We start from the raw sequence: 21,079 nt of genomic DNA, 5'->3' as shown, positions 1-21,079 counted from the left end.
GGCGTGCTATTCGATAGTAAATAATTTATCGAAGCGCGAGATGTCTAAAATGTTTTTTACTTCAGGGCGACAATTGATGATGTGAATACCGCGAACGTTGTCACTAAGCGCTTTGCGCATGTTTAGCAGCATCCCTAGCGCTGAGCTATCTAAATATTCCGTTTCACGTAGATCAATGTAGACCAATGGTTTCTCATCACCAATGGAGCTGTATGCGCGGCGGAAGTCATTGACCAGATTAAAGTCAAACTTCCCATGAATAGAGATAGTTAGCTCTTTACCATCGTTCGATAAATGACGGATTACCGACATTACGCACCTACTTCAGTTGTTATTATTAGATTAGAGTCGTGTAGATAGTGCCAACAGAACTCAAGAAACACAAGCGTTTGCGCGTATATTTACACGAAAACACAAAGAAAAAAGCCGATGTTTTCACATCGGCCTTTTTGTTAACAAATGCCTTAAGGCTTTTGCTTATACTTGTTATAGAGTTGCAGATGGCGATTGTTTAGGTCGACTAAACGGCCTTCAATAAACATCATCTCAACTTTCTGTCCAATCGGGTCAAGTAAGTCACCTGCAGACACCACTACGGTCGCCTGCTTGCCAACTTCCAAGGAACCTACCACGTTGTCGACACCCATAAACTTCGCTGGAGCTAAAGTAATGGCTTCTAAGGCAGCATCCTTATCGAGTCCATAGGCAACTGCGTTACCCGCAGCAAAAGGTAAGTTCCGCACGTCCCAATAACCTGGGTAGCTAATTGCGAAGTCTACGCCTGCCGCAGCTAAAGCCGCTGGTGTAGCGAAAGCTTGGTCGAAGCCTTCATCGTGACGCGTAGGTAGGCCATAAGGCGCACCATAAACCACCCGCACCTCGGCGTTGGCCAATTGCTCAGCAATGCGCCACGCGTCACGCGCGCCCATTAACACCCAATTAAAGCCGTATTCGCTAGTAAGCTCCATTGCTTCTTCAATTTGCCGTTGATCATTGGCATGAACAAACAAGGTCGACGAGCCGTCGAACAAGCCGAGCATTGCTTCCCAACGTAAGTCGGTACCTTCTAACTCACCCGCTTGCTTGGCATCGTAATAGGCTTTCGCTTGCACAAATGCGCGCTCAAGGTTCTTGCGAGCTTCAGCGTTAGCTTTGCGTTGTTCCTCTGGTGAACGACTTTCCCACCAAGAGGTGCTGATACCAACGCGCGGCCAGTTCACATGCACACCTACATTGAGGCGTTCGCCCATGTCTTCATAGGTCCAGCCATCAAGTTGTAGCAAACTTGAGCGTCCGGCAATGAGCTCGCCTTGTGGGACGATTTGCGCATGGGTGACACCGTTATAGCGGATCGTCGGAATCACTTCTGAGTCTGGGTTAAACGCAACGTGACCACTGACTTCAGGGGTGATATCGCCGGCTTCATTGCTATCTTCAGTCGCACGAACGGCTTCAATTTCGGTCAAGCCCAAGGTAGTGTCTAAAGCGATAACGCTTGGGTAAATGTGCTTACCACTCACGTCGATCACCTGTGCATTACTGGGTACTTCGAGATCTTGACCAATAGCACTGATTTTTCCGTCTAGCAACAGTAAGTCTGTATCTGCTTTAACGCCGTCAGTAATGGTAAATAAGGTTCCACCTTGCAACACTATGGGGTGTTGCTGTGCTTCACCAGGTACGATGTCGTGGGCTGCCGCACTGAGCGTCACGGTGGCAGCCATCGCTGCTAATACTAGCTTTTTCATGATTAGTGTCCTCCGTGGGCGTGTGCAGTGAAGGTGCCTAACCAGGTGTCGTGTTCAGTATCACAATGCCACGCTGGTTGTTCACGTTTGTAACCGTTAGCAGCGCCATTTTGTGCTGCGGGGTCAGCCAATACTTTCTGAATCAAGGCTTGCTTCTCGCTTTGCAGCTCAGCACGCAGTTGTTCATCACGTTCACGGTTAAAGAAATTACGGGCGTTGATCCACGTTTGTTCAACCCGAGCATAAGAACTCAGTGGGTGGTTATTCCACAGCACAAAGTCGGCATGTTTGCCCTCTTTGATACTGCCAACGTACTGATCAATCTTAAGCTGCTTAGCAGGGTTTAAAGTGACCATCTGTAACGCTTCGTGTTCTGACATGCCACAGTAAGTAACTGATTTTGCCGCTTCGGTATTCAAACGACGCTGTAAGTCATTACTGTCGGAGTTAATCGACGTAAGGACGCCTTTCTCCGCCATCAAACACGCATTCTGCGGAATCGCATCGTAGACTTCGAATTTGTAGGCCCACCAATCGGCAAACGAAGAACCGCCGGCGCCATGTTTCGCCATTTCCGACGCCACTTTGTAACCTTCAAGGATGTGCGTGAACGTGGTCAAGGTGAAGTCAAAGTCTTCAGCTAAACGTAATAGCATCAGAATTTCTGATTGCACGTAGCTATGAGCATGCACAAAGCGTTCTTTGTCGAGGATCTCGAGCAAAGTGTTCAACCGGTAATCAGGACGCGGCGCGGCAACTTTCTCCCGCTCACTGCGGCTCAATTTACTGTAGGCTTCTTGTGCTGCACGATACTCAAGTGCCGCAGTAAAGCCATCACGCATCAAGGTTTCAACACCCATCCGAGTTTGCGGATAACGCGAACTTAACCAAGATGGATAGCGGCTTTGTTTGACGTTTTCACCAAGCGCAAACTTAATCGATGGTGGCGCTGCATCAAATTTCATTTGATCTGCAGTCGCACCCCAGCGCAGTTTGATAACCTGTGCTTGACCGCCAATCGGGTTCGCTGAACCATGCAGCAATTGCGCCATGGTGGTACCGCCAGCGAGTGAACGATAAATGTGAATGTCGTCAGGGTTGACTACATCACCGATACGAACTTCCGAAGTAATAGCTTCTGAAGCTTCGTTCACGCCCTGATCGATGGCAATATGCGAGTGCTCGTCGATAATCCCTGGGGTCACATGCATACCCGTACCATCAATCACGGTATAACCTGATGGCGTGCGTAGATCTTCACCAATGCGATAGAACTCACCGTCACGAATCAAAATGTCGGTATTTTCTAAAACACCGGCTTCATCTGCTGTCCACACCGTCGCATTCTTAATGTGCACGTTTTGACGCTCTGGCAAGCCATCATGACCGTAAGCAACATTCGGATAGGTTAGACGACTGACGTACTCAGCCATTTCAGCTGGGTTATTTTCAGTAACCGCGCTCTCTGCAGTTGTCTCCGAACGTGTGCCGTTGAAGCGCACCTCATTGCCGTTTGGACCTATGGCAACACCGGCAAAACTTTGCTCAGCAGTCTGTTCTAATTGGAAGCGCCAAACGCCGTCATCACCATTTAGGTTAGCGTTGGCAACGAAAGAAAGACTCCCCTCGTCACGGCGTGCACTGCGCAACTTGCTACTGTTGTCACCGACTTTAACCTCGCCGCCAACGCGATCATCGCCCTTGAGCTCAAAGGTTACGCTTTGGCCAGCAATGTCCGCCGCGATGCTGCCATTGAAGTCAGCCTGGCGCAACGGTGCGAGTTCTTTTTCGTGACCCTGTAACCACACTGATTTAATGGTGCCATCAGTGAACAAGTCACCCTCGGCAATCACAAAGTCAGCCATGTAACCAGGGGCAATCTTGCCAGCTTTGTCACTGACACCCGCGATTTGCGCAGGAATTGTTGTCAGTGCAGCTAAAGCACGATCTTTGTCTAGGCCATGTTGCACGGCTTTACGCAAGTTTGGCCAAAAATCACCGGCTTTTTGTAACTGGTGCAACGTAAACGAGAAGTCGATGTCGGCACTCGCAAGCGCGGCAGCGTTGCCTGGAGCGCGTTCCCAATGGCGTAAATCGGCTAAGTCAACGTCTAGACTGTCGGTGACTCCAGACACCTCTGGCGCAGCAGGAAAATCTAGTGGCAGAATCAACTTCGCATTGGTTGCTTTTACCGCAGCCAAACGCGCGTATTCGTAATTTGAACCGACATAGGTTACTGGTACATCAAACTCGCTAAACACTGCTTGAGCGCGCAATAATGATTTATCATCGTTTACTTTGAAAACAATACCTTCTTGCTCAATGGGGCCAAGCTCGGCCAGGGCAGCGTTATATTCAACTGGGCTGCCTTGGTAGGCATCTTTACCATAAGCTTGTTCATACCATTGGGCATCCGACAAGGTTTGTCGAATCAACGCAATCGAGCCCATCAATGAGTTCGGGTATTGCTGTTGTGAGCTGCCTTTATCAAAAGAACCAAAGTGCTGTGCCTGTGCGCGATAAATCACATCGTTAGCAATTTTATCAGCCAGTGATAGCGTCACCGCTTGGCCTTGGAATACACCGTCTAAACGTGCGCTTTGCACTGCGGTAAAACCCTGCTGAATGTAGCTTTCAGCTGTTTTACTATCGCTGGCCGCAGTGTCTACCCAAGTTTCATGGGCATGGATAGCGTCGTTACTCGCATTCCCGCCTTCACGTTTGTTGTTATATTGCGGACGTGTCGAGAACCAAGGTCCACGCTGAGCTTTCTCAGGCTGCGCAACACCATAATTACTATAGGCGTCAATAAACCCTGGATAAATTGTATGACCGGACACATCGATTACCCGTGCACCATCTGGCGCACGGTTGTTTTCGTTAATGCGTTCGATTTTACCGTTGCGAATCACTAGCGTGGCATTTTCTAATGCTCGACCAGGCTCAGTAACGATGGTCGCGTTTTGCAGCGCGACATAATCAGATGAGTTGTCATGCAACCCTTGCACAGTTGTGGTCTGCGATGCAGAAGCAAGCGCTGGCAGCGCTGCACACATCGCTACCGCCAACTTGCTGAGGCGGTTACTGCTAATCATCGGCGTCCCCTTTCTAGATTGTTATGTTTTTACAAAACTTACCGTTCTAGCGTACATTAAGGCGAGAGATTAGGTGAACGCAATCTAATAAGGGATAAACAGCGTAGTTATCTCGTTGAAGCGTTGTATTATCTTAATAGCATCCACTACAAGGAGTCTAAACGATGTTTTTGAAGTCTATAAAAGTTGCCGTTTTAACGGCTGTTGCCGTGTCTAGTGCAAGTGTTGTTGCCCAGCATGCATTTAACGATGCCGATAAAGCTGTTGAGTACCGCCAAAAAGCGTTCTCAGTGATGCAAAACAATTTTGCCTACATGGGTGACATGATCAAAGGTGATATGCCATTTGATTTAACGATCTTTACTGAGCGCGCAGAAGTGTTCGCCAACATGACCGCAGTACCTTGGTCGGGCTTTAGCCATGAGGGCGCGATGCCAGGCAACAACACCGACGCCCTGCCTGCTATCTGGGATAATTGGGATGACTTCCAAGAGCGTTCTGAGCAACTGCAAGCTGACGCCCGCAATTTGCTAGCAGCCGCTGAGTCTGGTGACCAGGGCGAAATTCGTGGTGCGTTTATGACCGCAGCTAAAAATTGCAAAGGCTGCCACGATCAGTACAAAGATTAAACTACCACCAAAAATAATAGGTGCTGGCGATCACAACAATCGCTAGCGCCCATGCCCACAACGCATTCACCAATCGTGGCTGGCTAACATTATCACGTTTGCCGTGCACCATCGCGCTCAGCAAATTGATGCCCTTAAGTCGGTACACGAAAATCGCCACAACATGCAACGCAATAACGGTTAATAGCACGTTAAAGTTAATCTCGTGCAAGTCACTTAATTGCCCTTGTATGTCGCTACTTACCAACGAAGCGAGCGGGCCAGAGAAGAATATTTCGTCGGTCGTGAATAGCCCGGTGCCCACTTGAAAAGCAATCAGCAGCCACATCAGCAACACCGCCCAACCACCCGCAGCGTTATGGGTATTTTGCGGTTGGTAATCGCGCTTTCGCAAATGCTTGAGATGCTGTACAACTTCGCCCGGGCCGCGTACAAAAGAGCTAAAGCGCGCATTCTCACTACCTACCAACGCCCATATAAAGCGAGTTAGCAGCAAACCGCCGACGGCAAAGGCGATGCGCATGTGCCAATCCATCATGCCTTGGTCAGCAGTCCACCAGAGTCCAGCGATACCGATGACGAGTAGCCAATGATAGCCACGTACAAAACTGTCCCAAATCTTCATGACGACTCCGTGATTCGTTATTCGTTATTCGTTATTCGTAAAACAACGTTGGCTCTGATATCTTACAACGTATTGAGATTTGGAGGTAGATATGACAGACAAACGCGTTAAAGTGTTGATTGTCGACGATGATTTTATTTCACTTGAAGTCATGCGCGCAATGCTAAGCCATTTTCAAGAGGCAGACATCCTAACTGCCGAGTCTGGAGGCGAAGCACTTGACTTGATCATGCAACAACGCCCACAGTTAGTTCTACTTGATCATCAACTACCCGATTTTAACGGTGTGCAGCTTTATTGTAAGGTACACGCTGAATTGGGTGATGACACACCACTTACCGCCATGGTGTCAGGTAATCCACCGGCTGACTATGAGGCTGAGTGTCAAGCCGCCGGTATCAATCATCTACTGCAAAAACCATTAGCTCCGAGCGACTTGGCTGAGTTGATGCGAATCGCCAGCGCTCGCTAACAAACGTTGGCTATCTTCGAGGAATTTCTGAGAAAATTCGCCGAAATAAGCGCTAACTTTGGCAAATTTTTCAATAAATGCTTGTTTATCTCCACTTTCCAACTGCTGTAAAACGGCGTCAAAAGTGGCTATATAACGGCGCATCATGGCGAAATTTTCTGGGTGGGCAAGGATAATATCGGCGTACAATTCGGCGTTTTGAGCAAACAACCGGCCGACCATCATCAGTTCAAGCCGATAAATCGGCGAGCTCAGATCGAGCAACTCTTGTAAATCCGCACGCTCATTCGCCAAATGCGCGCCGTACACAAAGGTCGAGAGGTGACGCATCACCTGGATGAAGCCCATGGCATCATCGTGACGTTCGGCTGATGTTTCATAGAGCTGTGCCCCCCAACGCTTCAAAGTATCCAATAGCCATTGATATTCCGCTGCCGCACGACCTGCTGTCACCACAATAAGTTGTTTGGCAAGGGTTGCGACTTGCGGGCCAAACATCGGGTGCAACCCCACGACCGGCCCTGTGTGCTGTTTGAGCATCTGCTGTAGTGGCTTACTCTTGATACTCGTGACATCGGCCAAAATGCAATGCTCGGGCAATTTAGGCAAGCGCTCAATCACAGTGTCGGTAAGGGCAATGGGCACGCTGACCAAGACAAGATCAGCACCTTCACAAAGGGTCTCGGCACGGTCCCAATCATCTCGGTCGAGCACGCGCACGTTAGCGCCAGCTTCAGCAAAACGTTCAGCGAACAAACCACCAAGTGCGCCCGCACCGCCAACGACAACAATCACTTTATCTTCAAGATGAACGTCAGCCGCTTGCTGCTGCAAATACGACTCCCGTATAACACGCCGCAATACGTCTTCAATCAGATCGGGAGAAAGGCCCAATTGCTGCGCCTCTTGCCGCCGAGCTTCAATCAATAACGCTTCACGTTCAGGCACAAATAAGGGTTGGCCGAGGTGACGTTTGACCACCCCTACTTCTGCAGCAAGTTGACGACGACGGTAGAGCAGTTGCAGCAACGCGTTATCTGTTTCATCAATGGCTTCACGTAATTGCTGTAATCTTGCTTGGCTGTCTACTGTCATGATTGTGTCCTACTACTTGAAAGATGTGCTAAACCCATTGTGCCTGATTTTAGGCATAAAAAAACCCGCCATTGGCGGGTTTTTTCAAGTGCGTGATGCTTAAGACAGCTTCTCGCGGATACGTGCAGATTTACCTGAACGCTCACGGAGGTAGTAAAGCTTAGCACGACGTACCGCACCTTTACGCTTCACTGTGATGCTGTCGATCAGTGGGCTGTGCGCTTGGAATGTACGCTCAACGCCTTCACCGTTTGACACTTTACGAACCGTGAATGAAGAATGCAAACCACGGTTACGTTTCGCGATAACCACACCTTCAAATGCCTGAAGACGCTCACGGTTACCTTCAACTACCTTAACATTAACGACCACTGTATCGCCCGGAGCATAGTCCGGAAGGTCTTTTTTCATTTGTTCGTCTTCGATCGCTTTGATCAAATTCTGACTTACTTTTGCCATGTTAGCCTCACTTGCCTAGATTAACTACCCGCGTCTGCGTCGGCCTGATACTGATGAATAAATTCATCGAGTAGCTGACGCTGTTCGTCAGTCAGAGCTAGGTTATTTAACAATTCTGGACGTCGCAACCAAGTTCGCCCAAGCGACTGTTGCAAACGCCAGCGTCTAATTTGTTCATGGTTACCGCTTAACAACACCGGCGGTACCGCCTCACCATCTAACACTTCTGGTCGTGTGTAGTGTGGACAATCTAGTAAGCCATCAGCAAACGAATCTTCATCAGCTGAGGCATGATGCCCTAACACTCCAGGGACTAACCGCGCGACACTGTCAATCATGACCATTGCCGGCAACTCGCCACCACTTAACACGTAATCTCCAATCGACCATTCTTCATCAACATGTCGAGCAATGACTCGCTCATCGATGCCTTCATAGCGACCGGCGATTAAGATGAACTTGTCACGTTCAGCGAGTTCACTCACGCCAACATGATCAAGTTTGCGACCCTGCGGTGATAAATAAATCACCTTGGCGTCGGCCCCTACCTGTTGCTTGGCTGCTGCAATCGCATCAGTCAGCGGTTGCACCATCATCAGCATTCCAGGTCCGCCCCCGTAAGGACGGTCATCCACAGTGCGATGTTTATCGTGGGTAAAGTCGCGGGGATTAATCAACTGAATGCTCAATAATCCGTCGCGTACAGCCCGCGCTGTCACACCATGCTCGGTAATCGCTTGAAACATTTCAGGAAACAGCGTAATCACGCCAACCTGTAGCTGTTCAGCCATTAAAAATCCGAGGGCCAATCGACAACGATGCGTTTGTTTTCTCTGTCGACCGTTTGAATGTATTGACTCTGAATAAACGGAATCAAACGTTCTAATCGACCAAATGCGTCGTTGCTGTTCGCTTTCACCACCATCACATCATTCGATGCTGTGGCCATCAACTGGTCTACGACTCCCATGTTATAACCTTCAGTATTCACTACGGTCATACCAATCAAATCGCGCCAGTAAAACTCATCCTCTGGCAATTCTGGTAACTGGTCAGCTTGAATTTCGATATCTGCGCCCGTTAATAAATGAGCTGCATCACGATCATCGATTCCAACCAATTTGGCAATCAGTCCTTTATTGTGTCGACGCCATTCCTCGACTTTAACTGTTTGCGTTTTACCCTGTTTGCGAATTTGCCAAGGGTGGTAATCAAATATGGCTTCAACGTCATCGGTGTAACTTTGAACTTTCAGCCAACCTTTTACGCCGTAAACTGCGCCTAATTGGCCCAACACTACGATTTCAGGAGTCTGCGTCATCGTTACCCAAACTTACGTCAATTAAGCTGCGCTACGCGCATCTTTAACAAGTTTCGCTACGCGCTCAGAAACGGTTGCGCCTTGACCAATCCAATGATCAACACGAGCCAAATCAACACGTAGTTTTTCTTCTTGACCGCGAGCGATCGGGTTGAAGAAACCTACATTTTCAATGAAACGACCGTCGCGGGCATTGCGACTGTCGGTCACTACCATCTGGTAGAATGGACGCTTTTTCGCGCCACCACGTTGTAAACGAATGGTTACCATTACGTTCCTCGATACAGTTTTTAATGTTAAGTAAATAGAAAATCCTCCGACCGGGGTCGAAGGGCTCGGCAATTCTACCGATTTTTCTGCTCAATGCAAGTATTCTCTAGCCTTTGGGGAACATCCCCGGGGGTAATTTGCCACCCATGCCACCGAGACTACGCATCATTTTTGCCATACCGCCGCCTTTCATTTTCTTCATCATCTTTTGCATTTGCATAAATTGCTTCAGCAAGCGATTGACGTCTTGCACCTGGGTGCCAGAGCCAGCAGCGATACGACGTTTGCGCGAACCCTTGATTAAATCAGGGAATTCACGCTCTTTAGGTGTCATCGAACTAATAATAGCTTCCATACGCACCGTCATTTTGTCATCCATTTGACCTTTCATTTGGCTGGTCATTTTGCCCATGCCCGGGAGCTTATCCATCAGCCCCATCATGCCGCCCATCTCGCGCATTTGCGCCAGCTGCTCACGGAAGTCCTCGAGTGAGAACTTGCCTTCTTTCATTACCTTCTTCGCAACTTTTTCAGCTTTTGCGCGATCGACTTTTTGCTCTAATTCATCGATCAGCGACAGCACGTCGCCCATGCCCAAAATCCGCGACGCTACGCGTTCTGGATGGAACGGCTCGAGCGCAGTGTTTTTCTCACCAACGCCCAAGAATTTTATTGGCTTGCCGGTGATGTGACGAATCGATAGCGCCGCACCGCCGCGCGCATCACCATCAGTTTTGGTCAGCACCACACCGGTCAAAGGTAAAGCTTCGCTAAACGCTTTGGCGGTATTTGCGGCATCTTGACCGGTCATCGCATCGACGACAAAGAGCGTTTCCACCGGCTTAATGGCCGCGTGTAACTCCTTGATTTCCGCCATCATCGCTTCATCGATAGCTTGGCGACCAGCGGTATCTACCAGCACCACATCGATAAATTTCTTGCGTGCATGGCTGATAGCCGCATTGGCAATATCTACCGGCCGTTGCTCAGTGCTCGACGGAAAGAATTCGACCTCGACTTCACTGGCGAGCGTTTCTAGCTGTTTGATGGCCGCCGGACGATAAACGTCAGCGGAAACCACTAGCACTTTTTTCTTTTGCTTTTCACGCAAATAGCGCGCCAATTTACCGACGCTGGTGGTTTTACCAGCACCCTGTAAACCAGCCATCAGAATAACTGCCGGCGGCTGGGTAGCTAAATCGAGTGGGACGTTACCGTCGCCCATGGCCCGCTCGAGTTCCTGCTGGACAATTTTCAGGAATACTTGCCCAGGCGTTAGGCTCTTATTGACTTCAGTGCCGACCGCACGCTCTTTCACTCGCGCAATAAAATCACGGACCACAGGTAAAGCTACGTCAGCTTCAAGCAGAGCCATGCGCACTTCACGTAAAGTGTCTTTGATATTGTCGTCGGTTAAACGCCCACGACCGGTAATATTTTTCAACGACTGCGAGAGACGTTCGCTAAGATTCTCAAACATCAGTGATTATCCATTTAACAGCTAGCTGTATATGATCTGGCGCCGATTATATCGTAATTCAAGCAAAGTTTCCTGATCCTATTGGGTTTCCTTGCGACAATGCATATACTGATTGTCCTTGCCTTGGTTAACGCTTGCGAATACAGGACTTTACATGCTGGTTTTACTTAGTCTCACATTATTGCTGTACCTTACCAGTGCAATATTGCTGTGGCGTCAGCTAAGCAGCACCGGAGCGACCCATGCCACTAGTTGGTGGGTGGCGGTAGCAGCTGTAGCATTGCATGGTTTTCTGCTGTGGCAACATTTAGCCGCAGATGCCTTCGATCATCTGAATGTCGCCAGCAGTTTAAGCAGCGTAGCCTTCTTGTTAGCACTGTTTTCGTTGGTACGCGTCAAGCGCAATAGCGGCCTTATTTTGCGCCCAGTCATTTACGTGTTTGCTGCGGTCAGCTGTGTCATTCTCATCGCCAGCCCGGCAGACTGGGGTGCCAGCATTGCCAATTCCCACGGTTTGGTGATTCATATTGTCCTCAGTCTCGTCGCTTATGCAATTCTCATGCTAGCGACCTTATACGCTGTGCAACTCTTGTATTTAAGCTACCTGTTGAAAAATCATCGGGTAAATGCGCTCACCAGTTACCTCCCACCTTTGATGGTGGTCGAACGTTACTTTTTCCGACTCATTAGTGCAGGTACGTTACTATTGTTTATCGCGCTTGGCAGTGGTTTTGTGTTTCTAGAAAACATGTTTGCGCAGGGCCAAGCACACAAAACTATACTCAGCACACTAGCTGCTGCGCTGTATCTAGTGGTGGTGTTGGCACATGGTATTTGGCAAGTGCGCGGACGTGGTCTGGTGATCCTAAGCGTGGTCGCGAGCGTTGTTCTCAGTCTTGGCTATTTCGGTAGCCGTTTCGTGCGCGATGTTTTATTGGGCTGATAGGTTATCTAAATCAGCAATTCTGCTTGCAACGCTTGACTTGTCAGACCATCTGATTAAATTAGGCACTCATGTATAAATCATAGGTACACTTCTTGGACGAGATAGCGACGTCGACCCTACTTATTATCTTGGGTCTATTACTTCTTCTATCGGCGTATTTTTCAGGGTCTGAAACCGGCATGATGTCGATCAATCGCTATCGCCTGCGCCACCTAGCGCAACAAAACCATGCCGGTGCCAAACGTGTGCAGTACCTGTTGGACCGTCCGGACCGCTTAATTGGCCTGATTCTTATTGGTAACAATTTGGTCAATATCGCTGCTTCAGCGATTGCTACAGTGTTGTGTATTCGCTGGTTTGGTGATGCCGGTATTGCCATTGCGACCTTCGGACTCACCATTTTGGTACTTATTTTTTCTGAGGTAACGCCAAAAACTATCGCTGCGTTGCATCCGGAGCGTGTTGCTTTTCCGAGCTCATTTATTTTAAAACCCTTGTTGACCATCGCCTATCCGGTTGTCGTCGGTGTTAATTTTATTACCAATGGCTTTATGCGCATCATCGGCGTAAATCCGAATACCACATTAGGCCATGCCGCATTAAGTTCGGAAGAACTACGCACCGTAGTCAACGAAGCGCAATCAATGATTCCAAGCAGTCACCAAGATATGCTGCTAAGTATTTTGGATCTTGAAAAGGTTACCGTAGAAGATGTGATGATCCCGCGTTCTGAAATCAGCGGCATCGACGTGCAGAATGATTTTAAGTCCATTATTAAACAGCTATCACAAGCACAGTACACGCGTTTGTTGTTGTATCGGGGTGAGATTGACGACGCCATTGGCTTTTTACATGCCCGTGACATTATGCAAATTGTCACTAAAACCAATAGTGACACGGACAAAGCTGAATTGATTCGCGCCGCCCGCGAAATCTATTATATTCCGGAAGGTACGCCGCTGAACGTGCAATTATTGAAGTTCCAGCACAATAAAGAGCGCATTGGCCTCGTTGTCGATGAGTATGGCGACATTCAGGGGCTGGTAACCTTAGAAGACATCTTGGAAGAGATCGTAGGTGATTTTACGACCAGCATTACCCCCGCCCCGAGTGACTTGGTAAAGCCCCAAGATGACGGCTCGTTGCTAGTTGAGGGCAATGCCAACCTGCGTGATCTTAACAAAGAGTTGAACTGGGAGCTGCCCACCGATGGTCCGAAAACTGTCAGTGGCCTGATTATTGAACTGTTTGGCGATATTCCACAACAGCCGATGTGCATGCGCATCGATGGTTATGCGCTAGAAATCATCGAGAGCAGTGAGAGTATGGTCAAACAGGTACGCTTCTTGCCCTTCGAATCGCGTCATTTAGAACAGCAAAATCTGTTCGATTAAGTAAATAAGTTCGGTTTACTCAAAAAATAATCGCCACAGCCAGCCTTTCTGCAAGTCATCCTCACATTGTCGTAGCTGCGCGCCATAGCGTCCGGAGCGCTCCTTTACTCGTTGCGCGGTACGCTTGAGCCAGGCTTTGGATTGGTATGTGCCGCGTTGATAGCCGGTCCAGCCCTCGTGATAATTCAAATAAAGGGCGTAGGCATCCCATTTGGAGACACCGTTAACTCGGTGGCTTTTGTCTATGAACCAGCCCATAAAATCAATCGCATCTTCGAACGAGTCACGGGAAGCCCAGCTGTTGCCGGTTTCGCGTTCATAGTCGTCCCAAGTAGGTGTTTTCGCTTGCGAATAACCATACGCACTACTCACCCGTCCCCAAGGAATGATCCACAGTAAATAATCGCGGGGCGGCACCGCATCATGTTTAAACGAGCTTTCTTGATACATGATGGCCATAGGAATTTGAATGGGCACGCCCCAACGCTCACGCATGTCCGCTGCGGCGTCATACCAATCACGCTTTTCATAGAAGATTTCGCACAAGTCTTCGGGCTGCTCAGGCGGCGCCGAAGCACATCCCGCTAACACCACAAGACTTGCTGCAAGAACTACAGGTTTCACCGCCAACCCCATTACTTAACTACCGCGCTGCCCGGCTTCTGCAGCCTTAGCAAAATAAGCATCAAGATAGGCCGCAAAGGAAGTGTTCGCGTCTTGTTGTTCGCGTTGTTGCTGCTCAGCAATTGAGGCATCGCGCCAGGCGACAAAATCAGCTTCACTAAAGTAGCGTAGCGGCTGACTGAGTTCGGTTCGATAAGCCTTTGCTAAACGCATACCCAAGCGGCTGTTATCGACATTTTCATCACGCAAAATGCTCAGTAGCTGCCCGGATAAGGTCAGTTCGGGATTCAATACCATCGGATAGTGTTCACTGACGGTTTGTTGATAAGCGCTACCCGCATCGCCGTCCAAGAACTTCGCGATCTGTTGTAGGTCGGCAAAAATTGCTTCCAGCCAATCGGCGATGGGTCGATCATAACCATTATCATCAAGCGTCAAACGTGGGTTACGTCCATCCAACACCACTTTAGTAAAGTTGCGTTCAGTCACCAACTGCCGATCCCAGTCTAACTCTGGACTTTCCGTCAATAGACAATACAGCAGCACTAAATCGAGCATACGAATTTGCTCGGCAGTGATACCGACAGGACTAAATGGATTGACATCAAGCGCGCGTACTTCGATGTACTCGACCCCGCCGCGTTCCAATGCTTGGGTAGGTGTTTCGCCATTTTTAGCGACCCGCTTTGGTCGAATCGGTGAATAAAATTCGTTCTCAATTTGCAAAATATTGGTATTCAACTGCTGGTAATCGATGCTGCCATCAGCCTGCTCAGTTTTCACTCCAATCGCCGAAAAACGCTGTGACGGCGTAGTAATCGCGCGGCGCAAGCGTTGCACATAATCGCACAGCGAATTGTAGGTGACCTGCAGGTCAGCCTGTTCTTTATTGGTATAGCCCAAATCGCTCATGCGTAGCGAGGTGCCGTACTCACGATAAACGGTGCCCTTACCCAGTGGCTTCAATTCGATATCAGTATCAGTGTGCTTGAGGAACGATTGGCACAGCGCCGGTGAAGCCCCAAACAAATAGGGAATAATCCAACAAACGCGCTTGTAATTGCGAATCATGCCGAAGTATTGCTCAGACACAAACTCAGCGTCGACTTGTCGTTGCTGGTCTGCAGCTAAAGCTTGCCACATGGCATCAGGCACGGAGAAGTTGTAATGAACGCCAGCGATGATTTGCATAGCGCCACCATAACGACGCGTTAACCCCTCGCGATACAATGTTTTCATGCGGCCGCTGTGCGAATCACCATATTGCGCAATTTGAATATCACTGGCGTCGCCTACCACACAGGGCATACTCAACGGCCACATCAACTCATCACCCATGTATCTGTAGGTGTAGCTATGAATATCGCTTAACTGGTCAAGCGTGACTTGGATATCAGTCGCAACCGGGGTAATAAACTCTAACAGCATCTCAGCATAATCAGTGGTGATGTGCGGGTGCGTAAGGGTTTTGCCTAACTCCGGCGGGTGCGGAGTAGCGGCCAAGTGACCCGTCTCAGTGATCCGCAAGCATTCACGTTCAATTCCGCGTTGTAGCAAGCGAACAGCGTTTGCATCCTGACGGCTTGCCAGGGCATCTAGCGTCTTTAACAAAGAAGTTTGCAAACTCGCTCCTGTTTCATAAACGAATCGAAAAGTTATCGACAAAGCTTACTGATAAAACGCTGCTACGTCTATGATCTCAGCCTATTTATAACGGCTAAGATAACTTGGCGTTGTAGCGCTATCGTGGCATCATGAATTCACGTTTCATTAGGTAAAGTAGCGCAATGGCCGAGAATTCAAACGCTGACGATCATCAACGCATTGTTGCCGAACTCGAACGGGCAATTGCTGCTGCCGAAGCAGCGAATACGGCGAAGAGTGAGTTTCTTGCCAACATGAGCCATGAGATTCGTACGCCCATTAATGCCATTCTGGGAATGACGCAACTTTGTTTGAAAACCGAACTATCGGATAAACAGCGCGGTTACCTAAAATCCATCGAAGGTTCCTCTAAGATCCTCTTGGGTATTATTAACGACCTACTAGACCTGTCGAAGCTTGAAGCCAATAAACTTAATATTGAGAGAATCCCCTTCGATTTGGAGCAAGTGCTCGGTAATCTGGCAGACTTGTTTGCTTACCGTGCGCACGATAAAAATCTTGAATTCATTATTAACATTCCGCCCACGATTCCGACCAAGTTAATTGGTGACCCGCTGCGGCTGAACCAAGTTCTCGTCAACCTGGTCAGCAATGCCATCAAATTTACCGACTACGGTGAAGTCGTGGTGTCGGTGAACAAGTTAGACCAAACCCAGACCGATCTCTACTTACGCCTATCGGTGACCGACACCGGAATTGGCATGGATGAACAGCAACGCAATCGGTTGTTTCAAGCATTTACTCAAGCCGATACCTCGACCACCCGCAAATACGGCGGTACTGGACTTGGTTTAGCCATCAGCCAGCGCATCGTCAAGCAAATGAACGAGCACGGGATTGGGGTCGTCAGTAGTCCAGGCCAAGGAACCACCTTTTTCATCGAGCTGCAGTTGCCTTTGCAACAGCCGATTGAAACACGCATTCCCGATAATGTGATCACGGCCTTAAAAGATAAAACTGTCATGGTGATTGAGGACAATTTAACCACCCGTGAAATGGTCACAGACGTGCTCCGTAGCCTACAAATTAAAACCCATAGTTTCCGGACCGCTGAAGATGCTTTACAGGGCCTAGAGCAACTTCAAGTAGATGCGTGTATTGTCGACTGGCAGCTCCCTGGCATGACCGGGCTCGAGTTCTGCGAGCAGGTAAATCTGCAAGAACATGCCCCTAAGTGTATTTTGGCAACCAGTTACCATGCCGCAGAATTGATTGAAAAAGCTCGCCAACAAGGCGTTAAAGAACACCTGCTGAAGCCTTACACCAGCTACGCAATTTTGCGCAGTTTAGCGAAAGTGTTTGCTCTCACTGTGAGCCAAGAGCCGCAAACAACGGCACCTTTAGGAACCGCACACAACGGTTGCCGTGTGTTGTTAGTCGAAGATAACGACATTAATCAACACATCGCTAAAGAAATGCTGGAACATATGGGCTTGCAGGTTGATGTCGCCGCCCATGGCGGTGAAGCCGTGGCGCTCACCGAGCAACGCCAATACGGCATGGTCCTGATGGATATTCAAATGCCGGTCATGGATGGTTATCAAGCGACAAAAGCAATTCGTACCAACTTTTCGTACGAGCAATTACCGATTATTGCCATGACGGCAAACAGTGCGGCTGAAGACGTTGAGCGTTCGCGCGCCGCGGGTATGCAAGACCATATCGCCAAACCTATTGATGAGACCATGCTGCAACAAGCCGTGCAAAAGTGGTGTCGCCGCGATCTGAACAATGCAGGAACTAGCAACGATGACGCGACACAAAGCAGCCCAAGCATCAACTACCCGCTGCACCACGATATCGATTTTCAAGCAGCAATGGATCGCTTGAATCACAATATCGACTTGTATGTTAATTTAGTAACGCGGTTATATGAGAGTTATCAGCAAGCTCCGCAACGCGTAGTCGACTTTTTGAGTAAGGGTCAACATGAAGAAGCCCGACGCTTTTTCCATTCCCTTAAAGGCGCGGCGGCAAATTTAGGCTTAATCGGGGTGGGTAAGCTTGCGGCGCAACTCGAACGCGCAATGAAAAATAACGAACTTGACCAAGTCGCTGATAATATTACCCGACTTGCACCCTTGTTAGAGCAAGCAATGCTTGCCGCAACTGATTTAAAACTTTGGATGGAGCGAAAACAGCAATCATGATCCGCTATCTATTTTTAATACCCTTGGTACTTGGCTTACTGTGGTGGCTGTTCCTGCAAGCGAACAACTTAACGCTGAAACAAGGACGCAAAGGCTTTTTCTACATCCTTATTATCAGCGTTTTCATCGCGATTATATACACCTTGCTGCTTTGGTTCAGCGGCCGCCAGTTTTAACCAACCAGCGCCAGCAAAATACCAGCGGCAACAGCTGAACCTAGCACGCCGGCGACATTCGGCCCCATCGCATGCATCAACAAGAAGTTGCTTTGGTTTGCTTCAAGCCCGACTTTATTGACCACGCGCGCCGCCATAGGGACTGCCGAAACACCTGCCGCACCGATTAACGGATTAATCGGTGATTTACTAAAGCGCGCCATCAATTTGGCCATCAACACTCCCGAGGCTGTACCCACCGAGAAAGCAACGGCACCGAGGCCTAAAATACCTAGTGTTTGGACACTCAGAAATTCACTCGCGCTCAATTTTGAGCCGACTGCCAACCCCAAGAAAATAGTAGTGATGTTAATCAATTCATTTTGTGCAGTTTTACTTAGACGATCGACCACTCCAGCTTCACGCATCAAATTACCCAAACAGAACATCCCGACTAAAGGTGTTGCAGTAGGTAAAAACAATAGCGTCAATAACAATACTGCAAGTGGAAATAAAACTTTTTCGCGCCGCCCAACTTGACGCAACTGTTCCATTTTGATGGCTCGTTCGGCTTTGGTCGTGAGCGCTTTCATAATGGGCGGTTGAATAATAGGAACTAGAGCCATGTACGAATAAGCGGCAACTGCAATCGCACCAAGTAAATCAGGACTTAATTTCGAGGCTAAGAAAATAGCTGTTGGACCATCGGCACCACCAATAATGGAGATTGCCGCGGCATCCTTGAGACTAAAATCGAAACCCGGCAATCCGTTGAGGGCAATTGCACCAAATAGGGTCGCAAAAATACCAAACTGCGCAGCGGCACCTAATAACAGCGTACGAGGGTTCGCCAATAAGGGCCCGAAATCAGTCATCGCACCGACACCCATGAAGATCAATAGCGGGAATACCCCTGTATCGATGCCCACGGCGTAAATGTAATAGAGCATACCGCCCGGCTCGGTAAAGCCTGCCAGTGGAATATTGGCCAATACAGCGCCGAATCCGATAGGTAACAGCAGTAGCGGTTCAAACTTTTTCACGATGGCAAGGTACAGCAAAACTGCACCTACTATCATCATCGCCGCCTGTCCCCACGTGAACGCAGACAGTGCGGTACTCTGCCAGAGTACTTCCCAGCGTTCCATAAAGCTTACTCCATGCTCACGAGAGGATCGCCAACACTGACGCTGTCGCCTTCACTCACTTGAATAGCAGTGATCTTGCCAGCACGCTCTGCGCGGATATCAGTTTCCATTTTCATTGCTTCTAGAATGACTAAAACATCACCCTCCGCCACTTGTTGCCCTACTTTCACCGGCACTTTGAAGACATTGCCGGCAAGCGGCGCAGCCACACTTTCGCTATTCCCTGTGGATGTCTCGGCAGGCGCGTCCTGCTTCGAGACTGAAGCTATTTCGCTTGCGCTGACACTTCCAGAGGGACCTACTTCAACCGTAAACACTTTACCGTCCACTTTGACATCATAAACAGCTGAACCACTCTGCGTTGAGGCTTTTGCTTGTTTAGCTGGCTGTTGTGATGTTACAGCGGCGGCATCACCGCTTGGAACTGGTTCAAAAGCATCTGGATTGTCGCGATTCGCTATGAATTTGAGACCAATCTGCGGGAACAGTGCATAGGTAAGCACATCATCCACTTCGTTCTCGGCAAGTCGTAACGACTTTTCCCTAGCGTGCTCGCGCAACTCAGCGGTAAGTTTATCGAGCTCATCATCGATCAGGTCCGCCGGGCGCACAGTGATAGGCTCATCACCTTCAAGCACTTTAGCTTGTAATTCTTTATTTACCGGCGCTGCAGTGGCACCGTACTCACCGCGTAACACGCCCTTCGTTTCTTTAGAGATCGACTTGTAGCGCTCGCCACTAAGCACGTTTAACACAGCTTGCGTTCCAACAATTTGTGACGTCGGGGTCACTAATGGGATAAAACCAAGGTCTTCACGTACTCGAGGAATTTCGGCGAGCACGTCATCAAATTTATCCGCAGCATTCTGTTCGCGTAGCTGATTTTCCATGTTAGTTAGCATGCCGCCCGGTACTTGGGCGATCAAAATACGCGCATCAATACCTTTAAGAGAGCCCTCAAATTGCGCATACTTTTTACGTACGGCACGAAAATGGTCTGCAACTGGGGCAAATTTTTCTAGATCCATACCCGTATCGCGGTCGGTACCTTCCGTCATCGCCACAATGGTTTCTGTTGCGGTGTGGCCGTAGGTCATGCTCAACGGCGAAATCGCCGTATCAAGCATATCGATACCAGCATCAATCGCTTTTTGATAAGTCGCTGTACTTAAGCCTGTAGTTGCATGACATTGCATTGCAATTGGCAAATCGGTCGCCTTTTTCAACGCAGTAATTAACTCATGCGCCGCTTGCGGGCGTAACAAACCAGCCATGTCTTTAATACACAACGAATCACAGCCTAAATCAGCCAACTCTTCGGCCATCGCCACCCATTTTTCCAGAGTATGGACGGGGCTTACCGTATAGGACATGGTGCCTTGCGCGTGCCCTTCTACTTCTTTTGCCGCTTTAATAGCGGTCTTGAGATTACGTACATCGTTCATGGCATCGAAAATCCGAAACACATCGACACCATTTTCTTTGGCGCGCTCAACAAAACGTCGCACCACGTCATCAGCATAGTGACGATAGCCGAGCAAATTTTGTCCGCGCAACAACATTTGCTGAGGTGTCTTTGGCATCGCTTTTTTGATTTCGCGAATGCGTTCCCACGGGTCTTCGCCCAAATAGCGAATACATGAATCAAAGGTTGCACCGCCCCATGACTCCATCGACCAATAGCCCATTTCATCAAGTTGGGCCGCCATTGGCAGCATATCGTCTAAGCGAAAACGTGTAGCTAGTAACGACTGATGGGCGTCGCGAAAGGCTAATTCGGTTAACAACAAAGGTTTACTCATC

General features: G+C 48.9%; 19 protein-coding genes. 5 read left to right on the top strand and 14 right to left on the bottom strand.

The window, feature by feature from the left end; all coding sequences use genetic code 11:
* Window positions 1–6: 6 nt before the first annotated feature.
* The 3 genes from ACJ8W9_RS00610 to ACJ8W9_RS00600 all read right to left on the bottom strand — a co-directional run bounded on the left by ACJ8W9_RS00610 (window position 7) and on the right by ACJ8W9_RS00600 (window position 4,843).
* Window positions 7–312 carry an STAS domain-containing protein gene (locus ACJ8W9_RS00610; RefSeq protein WP_034732091.1) on the bottom strand — a complete coding sequence of 102 codons (306 nt, stop codon included), beginning with the start codon at window positions 310–312 and terminating at the stop codon, window positions 7–9.
* A 152-nt stretch (window positions 313–464) separates the two neighbouring features.
* Window positions 465–1,748, bottom strand: coding sequence for an amidohydrolase family protein (locus ACJ8W9_RS00605; RefSeq protein WP_411358009.1), 1,284 nt, complete (start codon window positions 1,746–1,748; stop codon window positions 465–467).
* Window positions 1,749–1,750: 2 nt separating this feature from the next.
* Complete coding sequence (locus tag ACJ8W9_RS00600) at window positions 1,751–4,843, bottom strand: amidohydrolase family protein (RefSeq protein ID WP_411359918.1); 3,093 nt, start codon at window positions 4,841–4,843, stop codon at window positions 1,751–1,753.
* Window positions 4,844–5,007: 164 nt separating this feature from the next.
* On the opposite strand from ACJ8W9_RS00600, the gene ACJ8W9_RS00595 reads away from it, so the two are divergent.
* Entirely contained in the window at window positions 5,008–5,472 is a 465-nt protein-coding gene (locus ACJ8W9_RS00595; RefSeq protein WP_411358007.1) for a c-type cytochrome, read from the top strand.
* Between the two features lies 1 nt (window position 5,473).
* Here the strand turns inward: ACJ8W9_RS00595 and ACJ8W9_RS00590 are convergent, their stop codons facing one another.
* Entirely contained in the window at window positions 5,474–6,097 is a 624-nt protein-coding gene (locus tag ACJ8W9_RS00590) for a cytochrome b/b6 domain-containing protein (RefSeq protein ID WP_411358006.1), read from the bottom strand.
* Between the two features lie 91 nt (window positions 6,098–6,188).
* On the opposite strand from ACJ8W9_RS00590, the gene ACJ8W9_RS00585 reads away from it, so the two are divergent.
* Window positions 6,189–6,569, top strand: a complete 381-nt coding sequence (locus ACJ8W9_RS00585) for a response regulator (RefSeq protein WP_411358005.1) — start codon at window positions 6,189–6,191, stop codon at window positions 6,567–6,569.
* Here the strand turns inward: ACJ8W9_RS00585 and tyrA are convergent.
* From tyrA to ffh, 6 genes are all read right to left on the bottom strand, one after another.
* Window positions 6,519–7,664 (bottom strand): bifunctional chorismate mutase/prephenate dehydrogenase, encoded by a 1,146-nt coding sequence (gene tyrA, locus ACJ8W9_RS00580; protein ID WP_411358004.1) that lies wholly within the window; start codon window positions 7,662–7,664, stop codon window positions 6,519–6,521. The two genes, ACJ8W9_RS00585 and tyrA, sit on opposite strands and share 51 nt — an antisense overlap.
* A 99-nt stretch (window positions 7,665–7,763) precedes the next feature.
* Window positions 7,764–8,123: a 50S ribosomal protein L19 gene (gene rplS / locus ACJ8W9_RS00575; RefSeq protein WP_034732104.1), complete on the bottom strand. Its 360-nt coding sequence runs from the start codon at window positions 8,121–8,123 to the stop codon at window positions 7,764–7,766.
* Window positions 8,124–8,143: 20 nt separating this feature from the next.
* Window positions 8,144–8,914: a tRNA (guanosine(37)-N1)-methyltransferase TrmD gene (gene trmD / locus ACJ8W9_RS00570; protein ID WP_411358003.1), complete on the bottom strand. Its 771-nt coding sequence runs from the start codon at window positions 8,912–8,914 to the stop codon at window positions 8,144–8,146.
* The gene (gene rimM, locus ACJ8W9_RS00565; protein ID WP_411359914.1) at window positions 8,914–9,444 is read right to left on the bottom strand and encodes a ribosome maturation factor RimM; all 531 of its coding nucleotides are present in this window, start codon (window positions 9,442–9,444) and stop codon (window positions 8,914–8,916) included. Before rimM ends, trmD begins: the two co-directional genes overlap by 1 nt.
* Window positions 9,445–9,465: 21 nt before the next feature.
* On the bottom strand, window positions 9,466–9,714 hold the full coding sequence (gene rpsP / locus ACJ8W9_RS00560) for a 30S ribosomal protein S16 (protein WP_411358001.1): 249 nt from the start codon (window positions 9,712–9,714) through the stop codon (window positions 9,466–9,468).
* Between the two features lie 106 nt (window positions 9,715–9,820).
* The gene (ffh, locus tag ACJ8W9_RS00555; protein ID WP_411358000.1) at window positions 9,821–11,194 is read right to left on the bottom strand and encodes a signal recognition particle protein; all 1,374 of its coding nucleotides are present in this window, start codon (window positions 11,192–11,194) and stop codon (window positions 9,821–9,823) included.
* A 154-nt stretch (window positions 11,195–11,348) separates the two neighbouring features.
* On the opposite strand from ffh, the gene ACJ8W9_RS00550 reads away from it, so the two are divergent.
* Both ACJ8W9_RS00550 and ACJ8W9_RS00545 read left to right on the top strand, forming a co-directional pair.
* Complete coding sequence (locus ACJ8W9_RS00550) at window positions 11,349–12,137, top strand: inner membrane protein YpjD (RefSeq protein ID WP_411357999.1); 789 nt, start codon at window positions 11,349–11,351, stop codon at window positions 12,135–12,137.
* A 95-nt stretch (window positions 12,138–12,232) separates the two neighbouring features.
* Window positions 12,233–13,534 carry an HlyC/CorC family transporter gene (locus ACJ8W9_RS00545; protein ID WP_411357998.1) on the top strand — a complete coding sequence of 434 codons (1,302 nt, stop codon included), beginning with the start codon at window positions 12,233–12,235 and terminating at the stop codon, window positions 13,532–13,534.
* 15 nt (window positions 13,535–13,549) lie between these two features.
* Here the strand turns inward: ACJ8W9_RS00545 and ACJ8W9_RS00540 are convergent, their stop codons facing one another.
* Window positions 13,550–14,170 (bottom strand): hypothetical protein, encoded by a 621-nt coding sequence (locus ACJ8W9_RS00540; protein WP_411357997.1) that lies wholly within the window; start codon window positions 14,168–14,170, stop codon window positions 13,550–13,552.
* A gap of 3 nt (window positions 14,171–14,173) precedes the next feature.
* Window positions 14,174–15,781: a glutamate--cysteine ligase gene (gshA, locus tag ACJ8W9_RS00535; protein ID WP_411359911.1), complete on the bottom strand. Its 1,608-nt coding sequence runs from the start codon at window positions 15,779–15,781 to the stop codon at window positions 14,174–14,176.
* 164 nt (window positions 15,782–15,945) lie between these two features.
* Here gshA and ACJ8W9_RS00530 point away from each other — a divergent pair, with 164 nt between their 5' ends.
* The gene (locus tag ACJ8W9_RS00530; protein WP_411359909.1) at window positions 15,946–17,973 is read left to right on the top strand and encodes a response regulator; all 2,028 of its coding nucleotides are present in this window, start codon (window positions 15,946–15,948) and stop codon (window positions 17,971–17,973) included.
* 172 nt (window positions 17,974–18,145) lie between these two features.
* Here ACJ8W9_RS00530 and ACJ8W9_RS00525 read toward each other — a convergent pair whose 3' ends face one another.
* Together ACJ8W9_RS00525 and oadA are read right to left on the bottom strand one after the other, a co-directional pair.
* A complete protein-coding gene (locus ACJ8W9_RS00525; RefSeq protein ID WP_411357993.1) occupies window positions 18,146–19,276 on the bottom strand; it encodes a sodium ion-translocating decarboxylase subunit beta in 1,131 nt (376 codons plus the stop codon).
* Window positions 19,277–19,281: 5 nt separating this feature from the next.
* A complete protein-coding gene (gene oadA, locus ACJ8W9_RS00520; protein ID WP_411359907.1) occupies window positions 19,282–21,078 on the bottom strand; it encodes a sodium-extruding oxaloacetate decarboxylase subunit alpha in 1,797 nt (598 codons plus the stop codon).
* Between the last annotated feature and the right edge of the window lies 1 nt (window position 21,079).

Source organism: Pseudidiomarina salilacus (genome assembly GCF_047323925.1).
In the GTDB taxonomy this organism is placed as follows: Bacteria; Pseudomonadota; Gammaproteobacteria; order Enterobacterales; family Alteromonadaceae; genus Pseudidiomarina; species Pseudidiomarina salilacus.
The sequence above is the reverse complement of the archived record's forward strand: the minus strand, read 5'-3'. Positions and strand labels throughout refer to the sequence as shown.